24 protein-coding genes are annotated in these 24,430 nt (G+C 68.0%); 6 read left to right on the top strand and 18 right to left on the bottom strand.

Annotation, left to right across the window (positions count from 1 at the left end):
* Nucleotides 1–16: 16 nt before the first annotated feature.
* From Y590_RS12470 to Y590_RS12425, 10 genes are all read right to left on the bottom strand, one after another.
* A complete protein-coding gene (locus tag Y590_RS12470) occupies nucleotides 17–1,048 on the bottom strand; it encodes a lysylphosphatidylglycerol synthase domain-containing protein (protein WP_060770122.1) in 1,032 nt (343 codons plus the stop codon).
* Nucleotides 1,049–1,259: 211 nt separating this feature from the next.
* Entirely contained in the window at nucleotides 1,260–1,886 is a 627-nt protein-coding gene (locus Y590_RS12465) for a uracil-DNA glycosylase (RefSeq protein ID WP_060770121.1), read from the bottom strand.
* The gene (locus Y590_RS12460) at nucleotides 1,870–2,631 is read right to left on the bottom strand and encodes a PIG-L deacetylase family protein (RefSeq protein ID WP_060770120.1); all 762 of its coding nucleotides are present in this window, start codon (nucleotides 2,629–2,631) and stop codon (nucleotides 1,870–1,872) included. Before Y590_RS12460 ends, Y590_RS12465 begins: the two co-directional genes overlap by 17 nt.
* The gene (locus tag Y590_RS12455) at nucleotides 2,628–3,866 is read right to left on the bottom strand and encodes a glycosyltransferase family 4 protein (protein ID WP_060770119.1); all 1,239 of its coding nucleotides are present in this window, start codon (nucleotides 3,864–3,866) and stop codon (nucleotides 2,628–2,630) included. Before Y590_RS12455 ends, Y590_RS12460 begins: the two co-directional genes overlap by 4 nt.
* The gene (locus tag Y590_RS12450) at nucleotides 3,863–4,756 is read right to left on the bottom strand and encodes a sugar phosphate isomerase/epimerase family protein (protein WP_060770118.1); all 894 of its coding nucleotides are present in this window, start codon (nucleotides 4,754–4,756) and stop codon (nucleotides 3,863–3,865) included. Before Y590_RS12450 ends, Y590_RS12455 begins: the two co-directional genes overlap by 4 nt.
* Entirely contained in the window at nucleotides 4,753–6,372 is a 1,620-nt protein-coding gene (locus tag Y590_RS12445; RefSeq protein WP_060770117.1) for a YcaO-like family protein, read from the bottom strand. Before Y590_RS12445 ends, Y590_RS12450 begins: the two co-directional genes overlap by 4 nt.
* Before the next feature lie 132 nt (nucleotides 6,373–6,504).
* Entirely contained in the window at nucleotides 6,505–7,533 is a 1,029-nt protein-coding gene (locus tag Y590_RS12440; RefSeq protein ID WP_060770116.1) for a Gfo/Idh/MocA family protein, read from the bottom strand.
* Complete coding sequence (locus tag Y590_RS12435; protein WP_060770115.1) at nucleotides 7,533–8,714, bottom strand: class I SAM-dependent methyltransferase; 1,182 nt, start codon at nucleotides 8,712–8,714, stop codon at nucleotides 7,533–7,535. Before Y590_RS12435 ends, Y590_RS12440 begins: the two co-directional genes overlap by 1 nt.
* A 31-nt stretch (nucleotides 8,715–8,745) precedes the next feature.
* Entirely contained in the window at nucleotides 8,746–9,666 is a 921-nt protein-coding gene (locus Y590_RS12430; protein ID WP_201026733.1) for an HD domain-containing protein, read from the bottom strand.
* Between the two features lie 12 nt (nucleotides 9,667–9,678).
* A complete protein-coding gene (locus tag Y590_RS12425; RefSeq protein ID WP_060770113.1) occupies nucleotides 9,679–10,872 on the bottom strand; it encodes an inositol-3-phosphate synthase in 1,194 nt (397 codons plus the stop codon).
* Nucleotides 10,873–11,187: 315 nt separating this feature from the next.
* On the opposite strand from Y590_RS12425, the gene Y590_RS12420 reads away from it, so the two are divergent.
* Nucleotides 11,188–12,306, top strand: a complete 1,119-nt coding sequence (locus Y590_RS12420; RefSeq protein WP_060770112.1) for a transglycosylase SLT domain-containing protein — start codon at nucleotides 11,188–11,190, stop codon at nucleotides 12,304–12,306.
* A 9-nt stretch (nucleotides 12,307–12,315) separates the two neighbouring features.
* Here Y590_RS12420 and dgcA read toward each other — a convergent pair whose 3' ends face one another.
* The 5 genes from dgcA to Y590_RS12400 all read right to left on the bottom strand — a co-directional run bounded on the left by dgcA (nucleotide 12,316) and on the right by Y590_RS12400 (nucleotide 18,571).
* Nucleotides 12,316–13,296: an N-acetyl-D-Glu racemase DgcA gene (gene dgcA, locus Y590_RS12415; protein WP_060770111.1), complete on the bottom strand. Its 981-nt coding sequence runs from the start codon at nucleotides 13,294–13,296 to the stop codon at nucleotides 12,316–12,318.
* Nucleotides 13,297–13,309: 13 nt separating this feature from the next.
* On the bottom strand, nucleotides 13,310–14,320 hold the full coding sequence (gene dgcN, locus Y590_RS12410) for an N-acetyltransferase DgcN (RefSeq protein WP_060770110.1): 1,011 nt from the start codon (nucleotides 14,318–14,320) through the stop codon (nucleotides 13,310–13,312).
* Between the two features lie 298 nt (nucleotides 14,321–14,618).
* A complete protein-coding gene (locus tag Y590_RS26440; RefSeq protein ID WP_144439972.1) occupies nucleotides 14,619–14,918 on the bottom strand; it encodes a hypothetical protein in 300 nt (99 codons plus the stop codon).
* A gap of 62 nt (nucleotides 14,919–14,980) precedes the next feature.
* A complete protein-coding gene (gene ilvD / locus Y590_RS12405; protein ID WP_060770109.1) occupies nucleotides 14,981–16,816 on the bottom strand; it encodes a dihydroxy-acid dehydratase in 1,836 nt (611 codons plus the stop codon).
* A 192-nt stretch (nucleotides 16,817–17,008) separates the two neighbouring features.
* Nucleotides 17,009–18,571: a 2-isopropylmalate synthase gene (locus tag Y590_RS12400; protein WP_060770108.1), complete on the bottom strand. Its 1,563-nt coding sequence runs from the start codon at nucleotides 18,569–18,571 to the stop codon at nucleotides 17,009–17,011.
* A gap of 420 nt (nucleotides 18,572–18,991) precedes the next feature.
* Between Y590_RS12400 and Y590_RS12395 the strand changes: the two genes are divergently transcribed.
* Nucleotides 18,992–19,318, top strand: coding sequence for a hypothetical protein (locus tag Y590_RS12395; protein ID WP_060770107.1), 327 nt, complete (start codon nucleotides 18,992–18,994; stop codon nucleotides 19,316–19,318).
* 11 nt (nucleotides 19,319–19,329) lie between these two features.
* Here the strand turns inward: Y590_RS12395 and Y590_RS12390 are convergent, their stop codons facing one another.
* From Y590_RS12390 to pdxY, 3 genes are read right to left on the bottom strand one after another with little or no spacing between them, the layout of a single operon-like run.
* Complete coding sequence (locus tag Y590_RS12390; protein WP_060770106.1) at nucleotides 19,330–20,061, bottom strand: NUDIX hydrolase; 732 nt, start codon at nucleotides 20,059–20,061, stop codon at nucleotides 19,330–19,332.
* Nucleotides 20,051–20,980, bottom strand: a complete 930-nt coding sequence (locus Y590_RS12385; RefSeq protein ID WP_060772275.1) for a PhzF family phenazine biosynthesis protein — start codon at nucleotides 20,978–20,980, stop codon at nucleotides 20,051–20,053. The genes Y590_RS12390 and Y590_RS12385 overlap by 11 nt, the downstream gene beginning before the upstream one ends.
* A gap of 19 nt (nucleotides 20,981–20,999) precedes the next feature.
* Nucleotides 21,000–21,851 (bottom strand): pyridoxal kinase PdxY, encoded by an 852-nt coding sequence (gene pdxY, locus Y590_RS12380; RefSeq protein WP_060770105.1) that lies wholly within the window; start codon nucleotides 21,849–21,851, stop codon nucleotides 21,000–21,002.
* Between the two features lie 218 nt (nucleotides 21,852–22,069).
* Here pdxY and Y590_RS12375 point away from each other — a divergent pair, with 218 nt between their 5' ends.
* The 4 genes from Y590_RS12375 to Y590_RS12360 all read left to right on the top strand — a co-directional run bounded on the left by Y590_RS12375 (nucleotide 22,070) and on the right by Y590_RS12360 (nucleotide 24,416).
* Nucleotides 22,070–22,591, top strand: a complete 522-nt coding sequence (locus Y590_RS12375; RefSeq protein ID WP_060770104.1) for a DedA family protein — start codon at nucleotides 22,070–22,072, stop codon at nucleotides 22,589–22,591.
* A gap of 6 nt (nucleotides 22,592–22,597) precedes the next feature.
* Nucleotides 22,598–23,389, top strand: a complete 792-nt coding sequence (locus Y590_RS12370) for a cobalamin-binding protein (RefSeq protein ID WP_060770103.1) — start codon at nucleotides 22,598–22,600, stop codon at nucleotides 23,387–23,389.
* Nucleotides 23,390–23,459: 70 nt separating this feature from the next.
* A complete protein-coding gene (locus Y590_RS26435; protein WP_144439971.1) occupies nucleotides 23,460–24,056 on the top strand; it encodes a hypothetical protein in 597 nt (198 codons plus the stop codon).
* A 114-nt stretch (nucleotides 24,057–24,170) separates the two neighbouring features.
* Nucleotides 24,171–24,416, top strand: a complete 246-nt coding sequence (locus tag Y590_RS12360) for a hypothetical protein (protein ID WP_060770101.1) — start codon at nucleotides 24,171–24,173, stop codon at nucleotides 24,414–24,416.
* The last annotated feature ends 14 nt before the right edge of the window (nucleotides 24,417–24,430 follow it).

Raw genomic sequence — 24,430 nt, 5'->3', positions numbered from 1 at the left:
TAGAGAACCGGCCGGATCACGGGTCGTTCGCGGGCGCCCGACGCCGCAGCCGCTGCATCCCCTCGTAGATGCCGAGCATCACCAAAGCGAGAGCGAAGGGAACGAGGTAGTAGCAAACCCGGAACAGCAGCAGCGAGCCGAGCACCGACTCGCGCGGCAGGTAGGACAGGGCGAGCAGGATCGTCGCTTCGAACACGCCGATGCCGCCCGGCGCGTTGGAGGCGATGCCGAGCATGGCGGCCAGCACGTAGATCGCCAGGAAGGTCGTGAAGGGGAGGTTCATGCCCTCGGGCATCAGCATGTACAGCACGGCGGCCGCCGCGCAGACATCGCCGATGCCGACCACCATCTGGCTGAACGACACCGTGGCGCCCGGCAATTCGAGCTGCCAGTGGCGCACCTTGATGTAGCGCCGCTTCACCGAGACCCAGGCGAGATAGCCGAGCACGAGCCCGAGCGTGCCGAAGCCGAGGATCTGATTGAGGCGCGCGGTGGTGTTGACGCCGATGCTCTTGAAGGTGAGGCTCGCGAGCTGGCCCGCCTCGATGATGAGGCTGAAGCCGAGCACCACGCCCATGCCGAGCCAGAAGGTGAAGCCGGCGATCACCGTGAGCGCGGCGATCTTGGCCGCCGACAACCCGCGCTTCGAGTAGATCCAGTAGCGGATCGTCGCCGCGGTGATGAGCGGGAAGCCGAGGGTGAAACTCACGGCGTAGCTCGTGAAGGAGGCGAGCGCCGTAATGCGGTAAGGCAGCTTGATCCGGAGCTGGCGCAGGGCGAGCGCGTCGTAGCAGGTCAGGAACAGGTAGCTGACCGCCACGAACAGGAAGGCTTCGCTGAGCTGTGTCGCGGCCACCGCGGTGAAGGCCGCCTGCAGCGCGGCCCAACTGATCTCTGCCGAGAGCTTCCACAGAACGCCGAGCGAGGCGACGATGAGGATGAGGCTGGCGATCGTGCCGATCCAGGCATAGCGCCCGCGCTTCGACGCGTGCTTCGATCCGGCATCAGCCTCTCGGTCCGCGTCGGCCGGCTCGGCCTCCGTGACCATCCTGTGCTTCCCGGCAGGTTTCATGTGAGAACGGTATCCGCCTCCGCTGGTCGACCGCAGGGTGTATCCGGCGCGGGTCGTCCCGGGCGGTGTCGATCCCGAACCGCCCCCGCGGCATTTAGGGGCTTCGACCGCCAAAGGCCAGCGAAGGGCCGCCGGCACGGGGATGCCCTGCACCGGGAATGCGGCTGAAATCGCGGCATCCGGACGGTCACGGCGCCGCAGCGAGATGCGCGGCCGCCTCTGCCAAGCCCGTCAGGATGCGCTCGCGCACGGAGGGCGCGGTGCAGACATAGGTCGGGCTCGGATGGGGAATCGCCACCACCGGCAGCGACGGGCAAAGGGCAGAGAGCGGCGCCGAGGCCTCGCGCGCGAAGCGCCCGGCCGGGACGACCACGGCGAGCCGCGGCAGCAGAGCAAGGAGCGGCGCGAAGTATGGCGCGGCGGCGCTCGCTTCCGATCGGCGGGGCGCGCGGTTGAGTGCGCCGGGCGCGTGGATCACCCAGGGTACCGCGTTCCAGATCAGCGTGTCCCGCCGCGCGATCCCGGCCTCGGCCAGGAAGCGGAACAGGTTGGCGGCGGTGCCGGTCGGGTTGTCGCGGGAGACGAAGCCGGTGCAGCCGATCGAGGGGCCCGGTGTCTCGAGCAGCAGGAGCAGCCGCGCCTCCACACCGCCGTCGAGCGGATCGGGATCGGGTACGGCCGCGCCGCGCTCGGCGGCGATCATGCGGGCGAAGGCGCGCAGCGGCCGGACATGCGGCGCGTCGGCCATCGCCCGGCGCTCCTCGAGAAGGGCGGGTTCGCGCAGGCTCTTGGGCGCGTCAGGCGAAGCCGGCATCGCGCAGATCCGGCGGCACCCGGCCCTGCAAGCGGAAGCGTTCGACGCCGTTCTCGGCGGCGAGGCGCGTACGCAATCCCTCCAGCCCGCCGAACTGGAAGCCGATCTGCGAGCCGTAGGCGGCGCAGGCTTGCGCCTTGCGGTGCTCGGCATCGGAATCGAGGCGCACGACCTGTTCGGGCCAATGCTCGAAGATCGCCCGCAGCGGCTCTTTCGGCTCGGTGCTGCGCACCGTGTAGGGGAAGTCACGCCACCACAGTACCGGCAGGGGCGGCTGCGCGGCGCGGAAGGCGCGCACGACCTGCACGTGATCGACATGGCCGCCGACGGCCTGAGGCGCGAGGATCAGGTCCGGCCCGGTATCGGCCACCAGTCGCTCGAACGCGTCGGCGAGGTTGGCGCCGATCCGGTCGTCGGGGGCAAGCTCGGCGAACAATTCCGGCGCCGACGCGTAGCCGCGATGCGGCGCCTCCCGGAACGGCAGGTGGACCGGCTCATCGAGGCCGAGCGCACGGGCCGCCGCGCGATCCTCCTCGCGGCGCAGGGCCATGTAATCGACCTCCGGCGCCAACCCCTTGTCGAGTTGGCACGCGAGGGCGAAGCCGCGCGGGTCTCTCACCGATGCCGTGAAGATCGTCGCCATGACGACCTGCCAGCCCTGCGCGGCGAGCCGCGCCAGCGTGCCGCCGGCCGAGAAGACTGCATCGTCGAGATGCGGCGAGATGGCGAGTGCGGTGCGCGTCACAGCAGGTGCGGCTCCTTGCGGAAGCGGCATTCGGCGTCGATCGGCAGCGTGTCCGGGACATCCGTGTGAGGACGCTCCCCGGCGACCTGCGCATAGACGTCCATGATCTGCCGGCCGACGGCGGTCCAGGAATAGACCCGGCGGCACTCCTCCAATCCGGCCTCGGCGAGACGCTGGCGCAGATCGTCGTCTTCCAGAACCCGCCGAAGGGCGGCGGTGAGCGCCCGCACATCGCCGGGATTCACCAGCAGGCCGTTCTCTTCGTCCCGCAGGCAATCCGAGACGCCGACGGAGTGGGTCGAAACCACCGCGAGCCCAGCGGCCATCGCCTCCAGAATCGTGTTCGAGAATCCCTCCGCATAGGTCGGCGAAACGAAGACGTCGGCCTCGCGGTAGAGGTCCGGCACCGTGTCGTAGTCGGCGTAGCCGGTGAAGCGGACCTGTGCCGAGGTGAAACCGATGGCGTCCGCTTTCGCGCGGGCGGACTCGACATCCGGTCCGATGCCAGAGATCGTCGCATCGAACGGCACGCCGGCCTCCCAAAGCCGCTCCAGGGCGTCGAGGAAGTCGAGCACGCCTTTCCGGCGGTCGACCCGGCCATGGTAGAGCAGCCGCACCGGCTCCTCGTCCTCGCGCTCGGCCTGAAAGCGTGGTCCGGGGGTGAAGCGGGCTGTATCGACGGCGCCGGGGACGATGGTGAAGCGGGCCGGATCCGAGCCGAGCCGGTCGCAGACTTCCGCAAGGAAGGATTGCCCGCCGATCAGCAGCGCGTTGGCATGGGCCAGCACCTCGACCATCGCACGGCGATGCGTCTCGCAGCAGGAGCCGACCCAGTGGCCGTCACCGCCCTGGATCGAGACGATTGTCGGCACGCCGAGCCGCTTGCCCGCGAGCAACACCGCCCAGCCGGTCGGATAGCCGTATTGCGCGTGCAGAACGTCGAACGGCTTCCTGGCGTGCTCGGCGCAGATCGTCGCGACGATCGTATCGATGTCGCGCTCGAAATCGCCCCCCTCCTGCTCGCCATTCTGTTCGAGGCCGATGACGTGGACGCCGGGCACGGCGGGCGGCGGACCGCCGCCATAGACGCGCGTGCCGAATTCGTCGCCGCGATATTGCGAGATCATCGTCACGTCGTGGCCGGCCCCCGCCACCTCGCGCAGGAGATTCTGCGCGTAGACGCTCATGCCGGAGATCGCCGGAAAGTAGCGGCGGCTGACGAAACAGATTCTCATGACGTGGGCAGCCCGGGCATCGCGGCTTCGCGCGGTGTGGTGTCCGGCATCGGAAGTCCGGGACCGGGACGGCGGCAGGTGCGGAGATAATCGAGGGATTGGCCGACCATCACGTCGGCCCGGTGCGACTCGCGCGAGAGCTCCACGCAGACCAGCTTCCCGAACGCGATCGCGTCGAGCGCGTCCAGAACGGCGGGGACATCCATGTCACCCTCGCCGAAGGGCAGGTGGATGTGCTCGCCCCGCTTCATGTCTTCGATCGCCACGGTGCCGAGGCGTGGGGCGAATTCGTGCACGGCCGCGGCCGGATCGCGTTCCCCCGTCACGAGGCAGTGACCGGTATCGAGGGCGAGCGACAGGCCCGGCAGATCGATCGCGGCAAAGTCGTCGAGCGTCTCGATCAGCATGCCGGGCTCGGGTTCGAGGGCTGCGACGACGCCCTTCTCGGCGGCGAAGTCGCAGACCTCGCGCAGACCCTCGATCAGCCATCCCCGCGCTTCGCCGTGATCCACGCCCGCCTTCGGCACGCCGGCCCAGAACGAGACGGCCTCGGAGTTCAGGATCCGTCCGATCTCGATCGCCCGCTTGAGGAAACCGACGCGCCGTGCCCGGCCCGAAGCGTCGGCGGTGACGAGCGTCGGCTCGTGCTTGGCGGTCGGGTCGAGCAGGAAGCGGGCGCCGGTCTCGATCACCGAACCGAGTTCGAGCCGGTTCAGAATGCTGGCGATGCGATCGGCCTCGATCACCCAATTCTCGGCGAACGGGTCGAGATGGTGGATGTCGAGGGTGAGCGCGACGCCGTCGTAGCCCGCATCCTTGATGAGGCGGATCGCATCCTCGATGCGGTGGTTGGCAGTGCCGTTGGTGTTGTAGGCGAAGCGCAGGCTCATGCAGGCCTCCGCACGGCCCGGCGGCCCTGGCGCTCGTAGCGGAACGGCGCGTGGTGCGATTCCGGCTCGCGGTAGAGCGGATAATGCGAGCCGACGATCTGCTCGGCCAAAGCCGTGTCGAAGAGCGGCTGGCCGCCGAGGCGCTCGATCGCCTCCGGCGTCAGGCGGACGGGCAGCAGCGTGTCGGTCGGTGTGCCGAAGCGGATCAGAGGGTGATCGCGCTCGATCAGCTTCCGCGCGTTGCGCTCGCCGATCCGGTAGTAGCTCATCGTCTCGACTTCGAGCCCCGGCACGATCGCCTTGACCACGCCGATCCCGCCGCCGGGCGGCGTGCAATCGACGTAGAGCACATCGAAGCCCGCCTCCTCCAGGCGGTCGCGAGCGATCTTTCCGCGGGCGTGACCATCCGGGGCCGGTGTCGTCGGCAGGTCGGAAAACGCCTTGGTGCTGCGCTCGGAATAGACCGTGTTGCTCAAAACCTGACGCAGCTCGGCCGAAGAGAGGTCGAGCCATGCGAGCATGGCCTGAAGCGCGCGGCTCTCCTCCAGATCGAGGCTCGGCAACGCCTTCTGGATGAAGGATTCGACATAGCCGGGCGGAGCCACCGTGTCGGCGAGCGCCAGCGGCCCGTGGCCGAAGGTCTTCCGGACGCGCGCCGCCTGGAATTCGAGGAGCGCCTTGCGCAAAGCCCGCTCGCGGTCGGGATCGCAGGCCTCGCCGCAGGCCGAGAGCGCGATCGGCGCGGGCGTCCGGGCCGGGTCCACATCGTAGCCGACGACGTAGAGGTTGGTGAGCCCGAACTGGTCGGTGGCGAATTTCGGCAGCGCGCGGATGCCGAGGCTCTCCAGCCTATCGAGCATGCCGCGCGTCTCGGGGCCGATCCCGTCGAGGTCGAGCATCACGCCCTGGTCGAGGGCCCGGAACAGCAGGCCGTTGCCGTCGCGCTGGAGCAGTTCGAGCAGGCCGTGACCCAACGCAAACGCCACGTCCGGTCCGGCACCGAGACCGTTGGTGATGAGGTTGGTGAAGGGCTGATAGCCCTCGCGCAACTCGAAGTAATCGGTCGCGGCGATATCGAGCGGCATCCACACCGACTCGCCGGTGCGGGCGCGGACCGCCTTGGTCCAGTCGAGCGGGGTATCGCGGCCGACGGACGAGCCAGCGGGCAGACACAGCGTCAGCGGGTCGGCGACGGAGGATGCGCCGTAGACGCGTGAGAGGTCGGCGTAGGAGACGGCCGCTTGGTTGTCGCCCTTGCGCGGCAGCAAGGCAACGGATGGCATCAGGTTTTCGGCGATCTCGGCCACCGCGCCGATCAGGGCCTCGTCGTCGGTGGCGCCGTAACCGATGCCGGAGGGCATGGCGCCGACATAGAACGGGTCATCGAGAAAGAGCGCGACGAACCAGACCGGGATGCCGGTGCGGTCGAGCCCCGCCAGATTGAAGCCGACGACCCGGCCCTCCGGCAGAACGTCGAGATAGGCCTTCACGACATCGGGCAGCCGCGCGGGCAGCCCCTCGGTTCGGCGCGGGGCGCCACGACGATAGGGGCGCGGCGCCGCGAGATTCGGGTGGTGGGCGCGGTCGTCCCGGTCGAGGGCGTCGGTCGCAGTCATGTCCGTTCCATCAGCAGCGGCTGACCGTCCCGTCTCCAACCCTGAACCTCATCCTGAGATGCCGCGCTTCGCTGCGCACCTCGGGATGAGGGCGAGGGTTGGGATCGTACGGTCTGCTCCTAACAATCGTCGTCAGGCCGCGTCGCGGCCCGCCGGTTTGCCCGCCGCCGCGTAGGCGCGGGCGATCAGGCGCATGGTGTGCAGGTCGCGCTCGGCGTCCCAGGCGGCGCGCTCGTCCCGTTCGCGCAGGGCGCGGCCGAAGGCGCGCACCTGTTCGAGGAAGGGCGAGGCCGTCTTGTCGAAGGCGATGTCTTCGACCCGGCCATCCGCACCGTTCGTGAAGGTGACGCTGCCGCCTGCGGTCTGGCCCATCGTGTCGGTCGCGGTCAGCATCCCGCTTGTGCCGACCACCTCCAGCCGTCGGCGCGGCAGGGCGTCGGGGCAGTTGTAGGCGACGTTGAGCTGGGCGAGCGCGCCCGAGCCGGTTCGGCCGATCAGCAGGGCGCCGTCATCGACGGCGTAGTCCTGCGCGCGGGCCTGGGTCATGGCCGCGATCTCGGCGATCGGCTCGCCGAGCAGGAAATCCACGAGGTCGATCCCGTGGGGCGCGAGGTCGATGAGCGCGCCGCCGCCCGCCTGGGCCGGATCGATGCGCCAATTGTCCTGGCCCCGGAACGATGCCCAGGCCCGGTCGAGCCAGCAGGCATAGACGATGCGGATCGCCGTCACCGTGCCGAGCCGTCCCGCGCGGATGAGGTCGCGCATGGCGCGGTGGCCGGGATGATGGCGCTGGTCGAAGGCGGTGCCGTAGAAGGCGCCGGACCTGCGCACCGCCGCCGCCATCGCCTCGGCATCGGCGAGGGCGGCGGCCATCGGCTTCTCGCACAGAACCGCCTTGCCGGCGGCACAGAGCGCTTCGACGGCGCCGCGATGAAGATGGTTCGGCGTGGCGACATAGACCGCCTCGACCTCGGGTTCGGCGATCAATCCGGCGAGGTCGGCATGCGCCCGCGCACCCTCGGCTTCCGCTGCCGCGCGCGACGCCGCGCCGGGATCGGCCACGGCGATCAGGCGATGACCCGCGGCGCGGATGCCGGGCGCCATGTAGTCACGGGCGACCCAGCCATAGCCGACGATGCCCCAGCCGACGCTTCCCACCATCACCAGCGCTCCGGCAGATCGACGTATTCGCGGCGGCGTACCCGCGCCGCGTCCGAAGTGTTGGGCTTGCCGTTCCAGTCGATGGCCTCCGGGCCGTCCGAATGCAGCGGATAGGTCGCCTGTGAGGCGTACTCGGCCTCGTAGCGCTCCGACGGCCAGCGAATGGCGAAGCCGCCCTCGTCGGGCACGTAGAGCGGATTCAGGTGAAGCGCCGCGTCCGCCGGCGGCAGCGTGATGCCGTCGACGATTGCCCGGGGCGCCGGACGCATTCCGGGCCCGGCCACGACCGAGAACGCTTCGCAGCTCCGAAGGTCGCGCGGCTCGCGGGGCTGCGGTGCGCGGGCCTCGACCAGGGCGCGGGTCAGTTCGGCGTCGTCATAGACGAGCCCGTCCGGGAACAGCTCCTCGATTTCGGTCGCCGAGATCGCCTTGCCGGCCGAGAAGCCAGGCCGCCCGCTGTTGTGGATGTGGCTGAGGGCAAGCCAGCCCTCCTCCCCGGCTGTCTGCCGCAGGCAGGACAGGATGCCCGGCTTGTCGTCGAGGAAGTAGAAGGCGTCGTTGCAGATCACGAGGTCGACCGGCGCCTCGGGGATCGGCCAATGCGGCGAGGACGCGTCGAAACAGACGAGCTGCGCCTTCTCGCCGACCACCCAGTGCCGGGCGACCCAGAGCTTGGCGAAGACCACGTCCGCACCTGCGACCTTCACGCCGCGGCGCTTCAGTTCGCGCAGGTAGTGGCCGATGCCGCAGGCAAGCTCGAACGCGCAGACCGGATCGTTCCAGTGCGCCTCCAACAGGCTCAGGCCCGCCAGGAAGGTCGGGTCGGTCCAGCGGTTGACGAAATAGTCGCCGACACGGCCCCAGCCGAGCCAATCCACCGCCTGTCGCAGGGTGGCGCTCGCGCGCTCCCGCACCAGCCGGCGCAACGCCTCCGGGTCGGCCGGCGGACCGGTCCACCAATCGTCCTGATCGGCCAGCAGGAGGACGAGAGCGTCCTCCCGCCGATCGGTGTCGAGATGATCGAGGGCGGCCGCGACGAGACTGCCGCGGCCGGTGCGAAGATAGGGAATGCCGTCGATGACGGGCCAGCGGGCTCCGGTTTCGGCGTCGCGCAGGGCATGCGCGCCGTCGGCCTTGAGCCTGTGGCCGGTCTCCGGCGAAAGGAGATCGAAGGGGATCATGAGCCTGGATTCTGCCGGACAGCGCGGGACGTCACGGGATGCGCATATCGGTCAGAACGCGATCCTGGAAAGCCTTGACCGGCCCGGCATGGACCAGTTCCATTTCACCCAGCACCGTATCCATCGTCAGCGAGGCGGCCCGGAGGTGCTGGGCGATCTGCAGAACCCGGTCGATGGAATCGGCGGCGTGGAAGGCGCGGCCCTCAGCCGTGGCATCATCCGCGAGGACGAGGCGAGCGGCGCGAACCGTCTCCCGCAGCGGCGGCTCAAGTTCCTCCAAGGCCCATTCGGAGCAACGCCCGACGATCGGCCAGAGATGGTCGCCGAGCAGCATCTCGCCGGTGAAGCCGGCATCGGGCATTGCCGCATTGTGGAAGTGATGTGCCATCGCCGCCAGGAACACGGTTGTCGGATCGGCCCGGTAGAATGGGCTGAGCAGCACACCGTAGACCGCCACGACGAGGCAATGCTCGGCGTGGTTCTCGGGCGGTTCGAGCAGGATGCGCGGCTTGCCGGGGCAGGTCACCCCCGCGCGTGGCTGCTGCGCCAGGGCGCCGACGAAGCCAGGCACGGGACCGGCCGACAGAGCGGCGGGCTCGCGCAGGCAGGCCCGCAGCCGATCCCGCAACCCGGCATCGACCGATTCCGAAACCGCATCGAGCCCCGCGACCAGCACGGCGGAGGCCTGCGCCTCATCGAGCCCGGCGGTCGCGAGGAACGCGGCATCAAGGTCGCAGAGCCGCGCGGCGGCCAGCGCCTTGGCCGTGATGTCGAGGGCGATGGTCTCCGGCGGGGCGCCGCCGGTGAGCGCCGACCACCCTTGAGCGAAGAGACGCTCGGCGATCGAGCCCGAACGTCCCGCCGAGCGGACGCGCTTGAGATCGCCGAGTTCGACCAGCAGCTCCCGCACGGCGACGGGGGCTGCCGGTCCGGTTTCCGAAAAACGCGTCACGCGCTCGGAGCCTTACTGCTGCGCGCCGAGCCAGTCGAACAGCATGCGCTGCTGCTTGCCGAAATCGTGCTCCGGACCGTGGCCGTTCTTCACCATCGGCGCCTTGAAGAAGGTCGAGAGCTGCTCCTGCACGCCGCCGTCACCGCGGGACTTGGCGAGATCCAGCACGCGGGCGATTTCGATCACCAGCGGTGCGGCCAGGATCGAGTCCTTGCAGAGGAAGTTGACCTTGATCTGCATGCGCTGGCCCATGAAGCCGGTGACGTCGATGTTGTCCCAGGCTTCCTTGTCGTCGCCGCGCGGGCGGTAATAGTGAATGTGCACGAGGTGATCCTCGACCGGGTAGCCGAGGATCGAGTCGAGCACCGTGCCCTTGGTGTTGAGCTTCGATTGCAGCGAGTTCGGATCGTTGAGGGCCAAGCCGTCGCGGTTGCCGAGGATGTTGGTCGAGAACCAGCCATCGACGTGAAGCTGGCGGGCCTTCAGGGCCGGCGCCAGCACCGTCTTCATCATGGTCTGGCCGGTCTTGCCGTCCTTGCCGGCGACCGGGACATTCAGCTCGCGGGCGAGTTCCATCAGGGCCGGCACGTCAGCGGCGATGGAGGGCGTGAAGTTCGCGTAGGGAACGCCGCTCTTGATCGCCGCATAGGCATAGAGCATCGCCGGCGAGATCGATTCGTCGCTCGAATCGAGCCCCTTCTCGAAGGCTTCGGCCGAGTTGAGAACCGGGACGGAAAGATCGGGCCAGCGCTCGGTCGAGGCGAGGTTGATCACCACCACATCGTCGAGGTTGCTTTCCTTGCGGAAGCGGTTGAGGTCGTTGGCGATGACCGAGACGGTCTCACGATGGTCCTTGGCGACGATGCGGTTGCCGCCGTCGATGTTCTTGCAGAACTTGGCCGAACCGACCGCCGGCCAGGGCGTGATGCCCTTGAGTGCCTGGGCGCCGCTCTCGATATCCTCGCGGGTCAACACACCGTGGCCGGTGGCGGCAGAAGCGAGGTCGTCGCCGTTCAGATCCCAGCCGCCGAAGACGAGATCCTTGTAATCGGCCATCCCGGCGACGGACACACCTGCGAGCGGAAGGCCATCCAGACGGTTCGAACCCGATTTGATGGTTTCGATGCCGGCGATGGCTGTCGTCGCGACTGCACCGCCCATGCCAACGAACGCCACTCCGACGCGTCGACCGGTCTGAATGCCCATGGGAACTCGATCTTTCTGTTGTGGTGGCGCTGACGCCTTGGGATGAACCCTAACGGGAGGCCGCGCGGCCCATGACAACTGTGACCAACCCGGTGCGTTCCGGCGCCGACCCTGCCATCTTTGCCGCAGGCCGGATTGCGCCGGGACCGCATCTTTTGGTTAAAATATCGTAAACACAATGGCTTAACGCTGCATTAACGGGATCACGTTTGGATCACGGGGTGGTCCCATTGTGGTCACACCCGGCGGCGAAACCTCCGCCGGTCAAACGAAGCCCGGCACAAAAGAACGCCGAGGCACCAACAAGGAAGACCGATGGGGGTTTACCCGGAGCCGGCGCGCTGCGCCGACGACGTAAGCCGACTCGTGCCTTGCGGGTCGAATGCCGGCAACGGTGCTGCTTCGCAGCCGTCGCGCGTTCGTTCGCCGCTGGTGCGCAGCCTTACCGCACTGGCCGCCAGCGTGACCCTGCTGCTGGCCGGGCCGCAGGACGTGTCCGCCTACGAGAACGCACATGTTTCGATAACGATCCCGATGATGGTGCGGGCCGATCTCCGCCCGGCCGGGGCCGAGGCGGAATGGGGCGGCACCGCGCTGCTCGGCCAAGATGGCGGGCTGACTGCCTCGATCGAACGCATGCAGGCGTCGCTGGCCAATCTCCGTTCGGACACCGACGACGAAATCCTCCGCTTCGGCGAGATGAGCGTGCCGCGTCCGCTGGTGGAGACGATCCTGAAGGCGTCCGAGGTGACCGGCGTCGATCCCGTCTACATGATGGCGCTCGCCGACAAGGAATCGAGCTTCGATACCGGCGTGAAGTCCTCCGCTTCCTCGGCGCAGGGTCTGTTCCAGTTCGTCACCGGCACTTGGCTGGAGATGATCCGCCAGTACGGCGCTAAGCACGGGATGGCCGATGACGCCGCCGCGGTGAAGGGTCACGGCGCCGGCATCACCATCGCCGACGCGGCGACGCGCAAGCGGGTGCTCGACCTGCGCAACGACCCCTACATCTCCGGCCTGATGGCCGGCGAGCTGATCAAGCGGGACCGCAGCCGGATCGAGGCGCGGATCGGCCGTGAGTTGAAGACCACCGAACTCTACCTCGCGCATTTCCTCGGCACCGCGAGCGCCGGCAAGTTCCTGTCACTCAGCGCCGAGGATCCGGACAAGGTCGCCAAGGCCGCCTTCGGCCGGGCCGCGCGTGCCAACCGCGCCATCTTCACCGCCAAGGACGGTGCCAAGCGCCGCAGCCTGACCGTGGCCGAAGTCCACGAGAAGCTCGACGGCATGATCGACCGGCGCCTGAGCCAGTATCAGGCCATCGCCGACCTCGCGCAGCAGCAGGCCGAGGAGCCGGCCGCACCCATCCTCGACGCCCGCCTGCGTCTCGGCGAGGACGTGGTGCCGTCGCTGGCGATCCGCTCGGTGCAGTAGGGACGGCGCTCAACCCCACAGCTCGGGCGGCGGCGGATAGACCGTGCTGCCCTCGTAGCGCATGGCCGGCACACGGTCCTGGGCGAGCAGCAGCGGCCCGTCGAGATCGACGTAGGCCGCGTGGTGGGCAAGCAGCAGGGCCGGCGCCATGGCGAGCGACGAGCCGACCATGCAGCCGACCATGATCTCGAAGCCGCGCGCCCGCGCCTCATGGGCGAGCTTCAGCGCTTCCGTGAGGCCGCCCGCCTTGTCGAGCTTGATGTTGATCGCGTCGTAGCGCTTGGCCAGCGCGTCGAGCCCGGCGCGGTCGTGCAGGCTCTCATCGGCGCAGATCGGAATCGTGCGGTCGATCTCGGCGAGCAACCCGTCCTCGCTCGCCGGCAGGGGCTGCTCGATCAGGCCGACACCCGCTGCTGCGCAGGCCGCGAGGTTGTCGCGGATCGTCTCCGAACGCCAAGCCTCGTTGGCATCGACGATGAGGCGTGAATCCGGCGCGCCGCGGCGCACGGCAGCGATCCGCTCGGGGTCGCCCTCGCCGCCGAGCTTCACCTTCAGCAGCGGCCGGTGCGCCGCCGCGCGGGCCGCTTCCTCCATCGCCTCCGGATCGCCGAGACTCAGCGTATAGGCGGTGGTGACCGGCTCCGGTGCGGCAACCCCCGCGAGTTCGTAAGCGGGCCTGCCGGTGCGCTTCGCTTCGAAATCCCACAGGGCACAGTCGAGGGCGTTGCGGGCAGCACCCGGCTTCATCCGCCCGGCGAGGTCGAACCGCCCTCCCCCGTCGGCGATCCATGCCGCCTGCTCAGCAAGGAAGGCGGCGACATTCTCCACCGTCTCGCCGTAGCGGGCATAGGGTACGCACTCGCCCCGGCCGCGAAACGGACCATCCTCGACGGTCGCGACGACGACAACCGCCTCGGTGCGGCTGCCGCGGGAGATCGTGAACGATCCGGCGATGGGGAAACGCTCGACGGCAACGGTCAGACGCGGCATCGACTGTTCTCCCTCAGGCCGGAAACTCGGCGGCGATCCGGTCCACGATCCCTTCGACGCCGAAGCGCACGGGATCGGTGGCGGGCAGGCCGTTGACGGCTTCCGCCTCGCTCAGCAGCGCGCGCGCCTGCGACTCGGCCAGGGCCTGCGTGTTCACGGCGATGCCGACCGGGCGAATGCCCGGATTGGTGAGCGAGCCGCAGCGGATGGTCAGGTCGATGATGTCCTGGATCGTCGGCAGGCTCGCCTCGACGCCGCGCATGCGGGTGCGGGTCGGCTCGTGGCAGATCACGAAGGCGTCGGCCTGCGCACCGTGCAGCAGGCCGAGGCTGACGCCGGCAAAGGAGGGGTGGAACAGTGAGCCTTGCCCCTCGATCAGATCCCAGTGATTCGGCTCGGCCGCCGGGGAGACCCACTCGACGGCACCGGAGATGAAATCGGCCGCCACTGCGTCGATGGCCGCGCCTCGGCCGGAGATGAAGACGCCGGTCTGACCCGTGGCGCGAAAATCGGCATCGAAGCCACGCGCGCGCATGCCGCGTTCGAGGGCAAGCGCGGTGTACTTCTTGCCGACGGAGCAATCAGTGCCGACGGTGAGGAGCCGCCGGCCCGGACGCTTGGTGCCCTTACCGGTAGGGAAGGTCTCGGTGGTGTGGCGGACGTCATGCAGGGCGCGCCCGCTGCGCTTGGCCGCCTCGGCGATCTGCGGGATCGATCCGAGCCGGACGTGCAGCCCGCTCGCCACGTCGAGCCCGGCATCGAGCGCCGCGACGATCTCCGCGACCCAGTGGTCGGGCAGCACGCCACCGGCATTGACGACGCCGACGACCATGGTCTTGCAGCCCTTGGCGACGGCCTCCTCCAGCGTCAGGTCGGGGATGCCGAGATCGGCGGCACAGCCGTCCATCCGAAGCTGGCCGACGCACCATTCGGGGCGCCAGTCATTGATGCCGTAGGCGGTCTTGGCGGCGAGCCGGTCCGGCACGTCGCCGAGAAACATCAGGTAGGGCGTGGCGATTTGCATAGGCGATGGTCCCGTCCGGAGCGAAGCTCCGTCTGAGAACGCGTCTATGCGCGATCCGTGCCCGATGCGCGAGGGGAGACCGCAAACGCTTTGCGGCCGACCACATCACCTCATGCGGAAGCGCTTGCGAGATGCGAGCCTCGAAGCATGTCACAACGTTTCACGGGGCTAAATTACTTGGCATTTCTGCACCGCGAATCAGCTTTTTAAATCGTCGAGGCAAGGCAAGTTTCGACCCAGAAAGTATTTATCATTAACTGAACTCCACTACGTATAAAGTGTACCCGATTCAGTAAATCTAATTGGAAGATTTAATAATGTTGTCGCCCTCTGATTTCTTAGAAACAAAGAAGCCACTCCTCATTCGATCCGAGCCGCTCGCAAAATGGTACACCATCTCACCGTCACTCAGATCGCCAATCACAGCATGTAACTTCTCAATCGGAATAGAGTCATCGATAAGCCAAGCTGACGGACCGAGTTCGATAGCACCGACTTCGATGAAATTAGCAAAAATCCTCTGCAAGGTACTCTCGCTTGTTATAGCGATGACAATGCATTTGCCATCCACGCGAAGTCCGTAGTGTTCAGAGTTCATTTGGGTACATTCAGTCGACCGGCCGAAACGCGGTGGCGATGACGGCCTGTTTGGAGGGCGCCCTATTCCTCAATCCTTCTCACCGCCCCCTTGGCGGCGCTGGTGGCGAGCATGGCGTAGGCGCGCAACGCCGCGCTGACCTTGCGCTTGCGGGGCGTGGCCGGACGCCAGCCTTCCGCGTCGCGGGCGGCGCGGCGCTCGGCCAGCACGGCCTCGTCCACCGCGAGGTGGATGCGCCGGTTCGGGATGTCGATCTCGATCCGGTCACCCTGCTCGACGAGGCCGATCAGACCGCCCTCGGCGGCTTCCGGCGAGACGTGGCCAATGGACAGGCCGGAGGAGCCGCCGGAGAATCGGCCGTCGGTGACGAGCGCGCAGGCTTTGCCGAGGCCCTTCGATTTCAGGTAGCTCGTGGGATAGAGCATCTCCTGCATGCCGGGGCCGCCGCGGGGGCCCTCGTAGCGGATCAGCACCACCTCGCCGGCCGTCACCCGGCCTTTGAGAATGGCATCCACCGACGCATCCTGGCTCTCGAAGACGTGGGCGGTGCCGGTGAAGGTCAGGATCGAGGCATCGACGCCGGCCGTCTTCACGATGCAGCCGTCTTCCGCGAGGTTGCCGTAGAGCACGGCCAGCCCGCCATCCTTCGAGTAGGCGTGCTCGGCCGCGCGGATGACGCCGGCCTCGCGGTCGAGGTCGAGTTCGTCCCAGCGCGAGGCCTGGCTGAAGGCGACCTGGGTCGGCACGCCGCCGGGCGCGGCGCGGAAAAAGGTCTGGACCGACTCGCTCTGAGTCTTCGTGACGTCCCAGCGGTCGAGCGCGGCGCCCAGCGTGCCCGAGCCGACATTGCCGACGGACCGGTCGATCAGGCCGGCGCGGTCGAGTTCGCCCAGGATGCCCATGATGCCGCCAGCCCGGTGCACATCCTCCATGTGGACGTTCGCGACCGCCGGGGCGACCTTGCACAGAACCGGCACCCGGCGCGAAAGCCGGTCGATATCGGCCATGGTGAAGGGCACCTCGCCCTCATGCGCGGCGGCGAGCAGGTGCAACACCGTGTTGGTCGAGCCGCCCATGGCGATGTCGAGGGTCATCGCGTTCTCGAAGGCGGCCATCGTCGCGATGGAGCGCGGCAGAACGCTGGCGTCGTCCTGCTCGTAGTGGCGGCGGGCCAGATCGACGATGAGGTGGCCGGCCTCGACGAACAGGCGCTTGCGGTCGGCATGCGTCGCCAGCGTCGAGCCGTTTCCGGGCAACGACAGGCCGAGCGCCTCGGTCAGGCAGTTCATGGAATTGGCCGTGAACATGCCCGAACACGAACCGCAGGTCGGGCAGGCCGAGCGCTCGATGACGGCGACATCCTCGTCCGACACCCGGTCGTCGGCTGCGGCCACCATGGCATCGACGAGGTCGAACTTACGGGTGACGCCGTTCATCACCACCTTGCCGGCCTCCATCGGGCCGCCGGAGACGAACACCGCCGGGATGTTGAGGCGCAGCGCCGCCATCAGCATGCCGGGGGTGATCTTGTCGCAATTCGAGATGCAGACCATGGCGTCGGCGCAATGCGCGTTGACCATGTACTCGACGCTATCGGCGATCAGCTCGCGGGACGGGAGCGAGTAGAGCATCCCGTCATGGCCCATGGCGATGCCGTCATCGACCGCGATGGTGTTGAACTCCTTGGCCACACCGCCCGCCTGCTCGATCTCGCGGGCCACGAGCTGGCCGAGATCCTTCAGGTGGACGTGGCCGGGCACGAACTGCGTGAACGAGTTCACCACCGCGATGATCGGCTTGCCGAAATCCGAATCCTTCATGCCGGTGGCGCGCCACAGGCCGCGGGCGCCGGCCATGTTGCGGCCATGGGTGGTGGTGCGGGAGCGGTAAGCGGGCATTTTTGCTGATCGACTTTTCGAGCCGGATCGGCCGCAAGGCCGATCTTCCAGAACGCGCCCTCAGCCTGAGGTGCGAAGCGAAGCGGAGCCTCGAAGGAGGCCTCCAGAAGTCTCGCCATCCCTGGAGCCCTCCTTCGAGGCCCGCCAAGGCGGCCGCTTCAGGATGAGGGGATCGGAGGGGACGAGCGCTGGCTAGACCACCGCGGCGTGTTGGGCGTGCAGCCTAACGGAGGCGGCCGAGAGCTTGTTCAACGCCGAGAGATACGCCTTGGCCGAGGCCACCAGCGTGTCCGGGTCGGCGCCGCGGGCGGTGACCGAGCGCTCGCCGGCCTTCAGCCGGACCGAGACCTCGGCCTGGGCGTCGGTGCCCTCGGTCACGGCGTGGACCTGATAGAGTTCCAGCACCGCGTCGTGCGGGACGATCTCGTGGATCGCGTTGAAGACCGCGTCCACCGGGCCGTTGCCGTCGGCCTCCGCGGTGAAGACGCGGCCGTCCATCTCGATCTTCATCGTCGCGCGCTGCGGGCCCCGCGTGCCGGCGATCACGGACAGGGAAACGAGCTTGATGCGGTCGTGGGCAGTGGCGAGCTTCTCGTCCACCAGCGCCTCGATATCCTCGTCGTAGACGTGCTTCTTGCGATCGGCCAAAGCCTTGAAGCGCTCGAACACGTCCTGGAACTGGTTGTCGGACAGCGAGATGCCGAGCTCGCCGAGCTTCGACTTGAAGGCGGCCCGGCCCGAATGCTTGCCCATCACCAGCGAGGTCTTGGCGAGCCCGACCGAGGCCGGGGTCATGATCTCGTAGGTCTCGGAATGCTTGAGCATGCCGTCCTGATGGATGCCGCTCTCATGGGCGAAGGCGTTCCGGCCGACGATGGCCTTGTTGTACTGCACGGGGAAGTTCGCCGCATGGCTGACGAGCTTCGAAGCGCGGGTCAGCATCGTCGTGTCGATGCCGGTGTCGTAGGGCATCACGTCGGCACGGGTGCGGATCGCCATGACGATCTCTTCGAGCGCCGCGTTGCCGGCGCGCTCGCCGATGCCGTTGATCGTGCACTCGATCTGCCGGGCGCCCCCTTCCAGGCCGGCGAGCGAGTTCGCCACCGCCAGCCCGAGATCGTTGTGGCAATGCACGGAGAAGATCGCCTTGTCGGCGTTCGGTACGCGCTCGCGAACTTGACGGAACATCGCGCCGTATTCCTGCGGCGTGGCGTAACCGACGGTGTCGGGCAGGTTGATGGTGGTGGCGCCCGAGCGGATGGCCGCCTCGACGCAGCGGCAGAGGTAATCGATGTCGGTACGGGTCGCGTCCATGGCCGACCATTCCACGTCCTCGACGAGGTCGCGGGCCTGGGCCACGGTCTTGAGGATGATCTCCATCACCTCGTCCTGCGTCTTGCGCATCTGATGGGCGAGGTGGATCGCCGAGGTCGAGACGAAGGTATGGATGCGGCCGCGCTCGGCATGCCGCACCGCCTCGCCCGCCCGGGCGATGTCAGCCGGGATGGCGCGGGCGAGGCCCGCCACGGTCGCCCGCTTGGTGCGCCGCGCGATCTCGGAGACGGCCTCGAAGTCGCCGTTGGAGGCGATGGGGAAGCCGGCCTCGATGATGTCGACGCCCATCCCGTCGAGCAGCTCGGCCACCGCCAGCTTCTCGTCGAGCGTCATGGTGGCGCCGGGACATTGCTCGCCGTCGCGCAACGTCGTGTCGAAGATGACGACGCGGTCCTTCGCGCTCTGAGTCGTGTTCGCCATGGGTCTTCGTTCCTCGCAGCCGGCGCGCTCGACACTCTGGGAGCGGCGCCGGAAAAGCCTGTCTTCCGGTCGATGGGCATCCCCTGAGAGCCCAGGCGATCGCGCCCGGACGGCCCTCAGGGGCGGCTAAGAAGCAGGCCTGCGAGAATGAGCGCGCACGACGAAGCGGCCGCGAGAGCGGCGCCATCGTTCGTCTGCGCAGGGCGGCCAGGGGCCACGCTCGATTCTCCTCAAGAGGCTGACTCGCCGGAACACCGTTACGAGACCAGGGTGGCGGTATGTACCGATTGGCGGGGATCGTGACAAGCACATGCCTGTGCCGCGTCTCTCCAACGATTGACCGGCCCACGCGCGGAGGGCACAAACCGGCGGCCAAGCTTGGCTGCAGCGAACCTCCTCTCGCAACCGGAGAGACCCGTCGTGCCCGCGCCGCTTCCCCGTGCCATCTCCCTCCTCGTCCTCGGCTGCGCCTTGAGCGCCTGCCAGTCGAGCGCGCCGCCTCCGGTCGCGGCCGTGGCCGCAGCACCGGTTGTCACGACCCTGCCGACCGGCACAGGGTGCGGCCCGACCATCGCTCGGACGCAGGCCATCGTCGCGGGCGACGTGAAGACCGGTGATCTGTCCGCGGCCGTCGGCACGCGCTTCAGCGCCGACCTCGACAAGGCGGCGGGCGCCTGCGCCGCCGGCCGCGAGGGCGAGGCGATGAGCCTGCTCGCGGCGGCCAAGGCACGCTACGGCTACCGGTAAAAGCCGGGCGTTCAGGCCGGGAAGATGCTCGCGAGATAGGCCTGCACGAAGCCCGGCATCCGGGCGGCGTCGATATCGGAGCGCGAGCGGGCAATGATGCTGCGAGCGAGTTCCGGCTCCTCCTCGTGGCCGCGATGCGATTCGATGCGAGCCTTCAGCGTCTCGGCCGCGCAGTCGAAGCGGACCGGGCGCAGGAAGGCGAGTTGGCCGTCGCCGCGCAGGAGCACCCATTCCTCCTCCGCCCCGTCGGGAAGCGTCAGGCCGGTCTCCTCCAAAAGCTCGCGCGCGGCGCTGCCGGCGAGATCGACCGTGCCGTCGTCGCGCAGGTCGCCGGGATCGGGCGTGCCGCAGGGGAAGTAGATCTGTCCGGCATTGGCGGTCTGGGCGCCCATCACGCCGAGGAGAACCGCCCCGTCATGGCTGTGCGGGACGATCGCCGCGAAGGCGTTGGCCACCAGCGCATCGGGCACGCCCGCATCGCGGAAGGCGAGGAAGCGCGAGTAGCGCACCTCGAACAGGCTCGCCTCGCAAGCCCCGTCCGCGAGGGTGCAGCCGCTAGCGAGGTAGACCGGCCCGTCGAAAAGGCCCGGCGTCTCCGCCCGGCGGCGCTCCCAGTTGCGGTCGATCGCCTCGGCGTTGTCCCGCGCCCAGGCCCAATCGTGCTCGACGCGCCGCGCGGAGATCCGCTCCAGCGGCGTGAGGCTGAAACCGGGCGCGGCGTCGCCCGCGATCTCAATCGACACGCAGCACGCCCTCGCTCACCACCACGGCCTGCCCGCCGATCTCGACGGAGCGCAGGGCGCCCTCCGCGATGACGACCTGAAGGTCGATCGTGCTCGGCCGCCCCATGGCGACGCCCTGGCGGATCACCACGTCGTGGGTGCCCTCGCCCAGCGGCTCGAACTGCATCAGCACGCCGGCGAAGGCCGCCGCAGCGCCGCCCGTCGCCGGGTCTTCCGTGATGCCGAAATGGGGCGCGAACATCCGTGCCTGGTAGCTTTGCCCAAGGCCCTCCGCGTCGAGGGCGTAGAGGTAGAGCGCGTCCGGCTCGGCATGTCGGAACAGGCGCTCGAACCGGGCGGGATCGAGCCGGGCCTGCGCCAGCGCCTCGCCGGACGCGACCGGCACGAAGGTGAAGGCGGGACCGGCACCGTGCCGGCTTGGCTGATGGCGGTTGAAGCCGAGATCGCCGGGCTTCAGCCCCAAGGCCGCGGCCAGGGCATCGTTGGCCGGAGCCTCGCCGAGATAGGTCGGCAGAACCGGCAGCTTGAAGCGGGCACGGCCGCTTCTGCCATCCTCCGCCGCCTCGACGACGCAGGAGACGATGCCGATCTCTTCCTCGAGCCCGAAGGCGGCGGCATCCGCCTGTGCCACGGCCTGCCGCTCGGCCCGGTCGCGGAGGGCGAGGAGCACCGCCGTTCCAACCGTCGGGTGGCCGGCGAAGGGCAGTTCACGGGCCGGTGTGAAGATACGCAGGCGGGCCCGGTGGCGCGGCTCGGCCGGCGGCAGCACGAACACCGTCTCCGACAGGTTGAACTCGCCGGCGATCACCTGCATCGCCTCGGCGCTGAGCCCGTCGGCGTCGAGCACCACCGCGAGCGGGTTTCCGGCCAGCGGCGCGTCGGTGAACACGTCGAGGGTGGCGAAGCGGCGGTCCGGCATCATGACTCCTTGAGAAGGTTCAAACGATCTCGACAGGGAAGGCCGCGCTCGGCGCGACGAATTCTTCCTGCGCGGCGACGGTCAGCAACTCGTCCGAACCGGCCTCGGCGGTCCGGCGCAGCAGGCCGTGGATCGAGGCCGCCGCCATGCCGAGCGCCAGGGCCGCCGAGCCGGTGCGCAGGTAATGCACGAGATAGAGCGCGGCGACCGCATCGCCCGCGCCCGAGACCGCTTTCAGGTCGAGCCGGGGCGTGCGCACCCGCCAGAACGAGCCGCCCTCGGCCGCCATCATGTCGATCGCGTCCGGCGGCGTCTCCGCCGTGACGAGCGAGGTGACGAGCAGGACACGCGGGCCGAGCGCCTGAACCGAAGCGGCCGCCGCCTTGGCGGCCGCCAGCGTGTCGCTCGGCGCATCCGAGATGAGGTCGAGTTCGAACTGGTTCGGGGTGAGGATGTCGGCCGCCGGAACGGCCTGCGACCGCATGAAGTCGGCGATGCCGGGGCGGACGTAGACGCCGGAGTAGGTGTCGCCGATCACCGGATCGCAGCAATAGAGCGCCTCGCGGTTGGCCGCCCGCACGGCGGCGACCGTCCGCAGGATCGCGGTGCCGATATCGGCCGAGCCCATATAGCCGGAGAGCACGGCGTTGCATTCCTTGAGCGCGCCGCGCTCGGCCACGCCCTGCACCACCTCCTCCACCGCCGGCCCGTCGAAGACGCGCCCGCGCCACTGCCCGTAGCCGGTGTGGTTGGAGAACTGCACCGTGTGCACCGGCCAGACCTCGACCCCGAGCCGCTGCATCGGGAACACGGCGGACGAATTGCCCACATGGCCGTAGGCGACGTGCGACTGGATCGACAGGACCTTCATGGTGCTCCGGTATCCGCTCCTGCATCGTGATAGCCCGGCGGGCCCCCGCGCGCATCCGATCGGTGCAGCGGCGCGTTAGGGCTCGGCCGACCTTGAGCGCATCCCGACGAAGCGGTCACCGCTTCGTCGAAGGAATGTGCATCAAAACAAAGACTGAGAGACGCCGGCCGGATGCCATCAGGGTGGATACGGCTCTCGGCCCATCTTCCGGAGTGAGTATGGATTTCGACGCCGCCCGCCAATCCATCCTCACCTTCCTCGAGACATACAAGGCGTGGGCACCGCTGGTGACGGGGGTGATCGCCTTCTGCGAATCGCTCGCGGTCCTGTCGCTGCTGGTACCGGCCACGGCGATCCTGCTCGGCATCGGCGCTCTGATCGGCAGCAGCGGCCTGCCGTTCTGGCCCCTGGTGATCGGGGCGGGCATCGGCGCCGGGCTGGGGGATTGGGTCTCCTACGAAGTCGGGCACTACTACAAGGACGGCGTGAAGCGTCTCTGGCCGATGAGCCGGTACCCGGAAATGACGGCCAAGGCCGAAGCCTTCCTGCGGCGCTGGGGTGCGGGGGCGATCCTCATCGGCCGCTTCATCGGTCCGGCGCGGGCAGTGGTGCCATTGGTCGCCGGCAGCTTCGGCCTCGCGCGCATTCCGTTCCAGCTCGCGAACTGGAGTTCGGCCTTCGTCTGGGCCTTCGTGCTGCTCGCCCCCGGCGCGGGCCTGCTGACGTGGCTTCATTACTGACGCGCCATGCGACGCTTCCCGCCCGAACGCATCGTCTGCCTCACCGAGGAGACCGTCGAGACGCTCTATCTGCTGGGCGAGGATCGCCGCATCGTCGGCGTCTCGGGCTACGCCGTACGCCCGCCGCAGGTGCGCCGGGAGAAGCCGCGGGTCTCGGCCTTCACAAGCGCCGATCTGCCCAAGATTCTCGCCCTCGAGCCGGACCTCGTCCTCGCCTTCTCGGATCTCCAGGCCGAGATCGTCGCCAGCCTCGCCCGCGCCGGCGTCGCGGTCCACCTGTTCAACCAGCGCGATGTGGCCGGCTGCCTCGCGATGATCCGCACCGTCGGCGCCCTCGTCGGCGCGGCGGAGCGGGCCGAGGTGCTGGCGCAGTCCTACGCGGCCCACCTCACCGAGGCCGTCGCCGAGAGCGCGGGACGCGTTCGGCCGAAGGTCTATTTCGAGGAGTGGGACGAGCCGATGATCTCCGGCATCGGCTGGGTCTCCGACCTGATCGGTTATGCCGGGGGGCAGGACGTGTTTCCGGAATTGAGCCGCGCGCAAGCAGCGAAAGACCGGATCGTCACCGCGGCGCAGGTGATCGCGGCCGCGCCCGACGTGATCCTCGCCTCCTGGTGCGGCAAGCGCGTCAACATCGAGCGCATCCGCGCCCGGCCCGGATGGGACGCCATTCCCGCCGTGGCGGCGGGGCGCATCCACGAGATCAAGTCGCCGCTGATCCTCCAGCCGGGCCCGGCGGCCCTCACGGACGGGTTCGCGGCGATCCGGGCGGCTTTGTCATTGACGACAGGTCGATAATCTGCAGAATTTGCATTTGACCTTATATATTGCTTTTGCACTGAGTTAAAGTAAATTTATAAGATTTGCCATGAAAAATATCAGTCGCATCGTGATTTTAAGGCAAATCATACAGATAATTCTTCGAAAACCCGGATCCGAAATGACTAGAGAGCCGTCTCAAGTTTTCGACGAATTCACCATCTCACTACTATTTCGCTCATACGGATGGAGTGATTTAGACATCATAACCTCTCGAAAAAATTTAAATTGCCGCGTCTCCGCAGTTTTTACTGATGTCATCGAGAAACTTATCTGCTTTTGCAGCATGCTGATCGACAACCGTGGCGGAGAGATCCTGCTTCAAGATGAGCCCGGTGGATATATTTGGTCGCTCACTCCAGTTGCTGTACAGCGGCATACGATGTTTTTCACCGTTGATGAGTTTGATGGAATCTGGGACTTCAACTCGCCCCCCCTCAATCGAAGGCGGGAGATGGAGTTCGTCGTCAAACGCAAATCGATGGCAACAATCCTGATCGGCGAGTTGTGGAAAGTTTCGACGCTGTCCATCGAGCCGTCCTACCAAAGGAGCCGTGAAGTCTTCGCTCGCGAGGCGTTCGAGCGCCTGCTCGACCGATGGGAGGAGTGGACCTCGGGCAGAAGCAGGCTGCCAAGCAACGCCTGATTTACTGGAGCATCGTCCCTAATCCGTTTTTTGGACCATCTCCTGGCAAGATCATGGTTCGGATACCCAGCGGCTCGCGGTGGCGATCTTTGAACCCGACCAAGAGGTTTGCCTGTGCTGCCCGTGCGCATCTTCAGCAACGACCGCCTGATCGGCCATGCCGATCTCTTCGCGTCAGATCCGGGGATGGGCGTAGCGTCGGGAGAGTTTCGTCCGACCGAAGCCTACTTCGAGATCCGCTCCGCAGTCGATGCGATCTGCAACGTCCTGTCATCGGGCTATGAAAGCCTCGGCCTCCGCGCGGAAACGGAGCAGGGCGTTCGCCTGGAAGCGACAGGCGGCATCGTCATCATGCGGTAGAGAGGCTGGAAGCC

The organism is Methylobacterium sp. AMS5, assembly GCF_001542815.1.
Classification (GTDB): Bacteria; Pseudomonadota; Alphaproteobacteria; order Rhizobiales; family Beijerinckiaceae; genus Methylobacterium.
The sequence above is the reverse complement of the archived record's forward strand: the minus strand, read 5'-3'. Positions and strand labels throughout refer to the sequence as shown.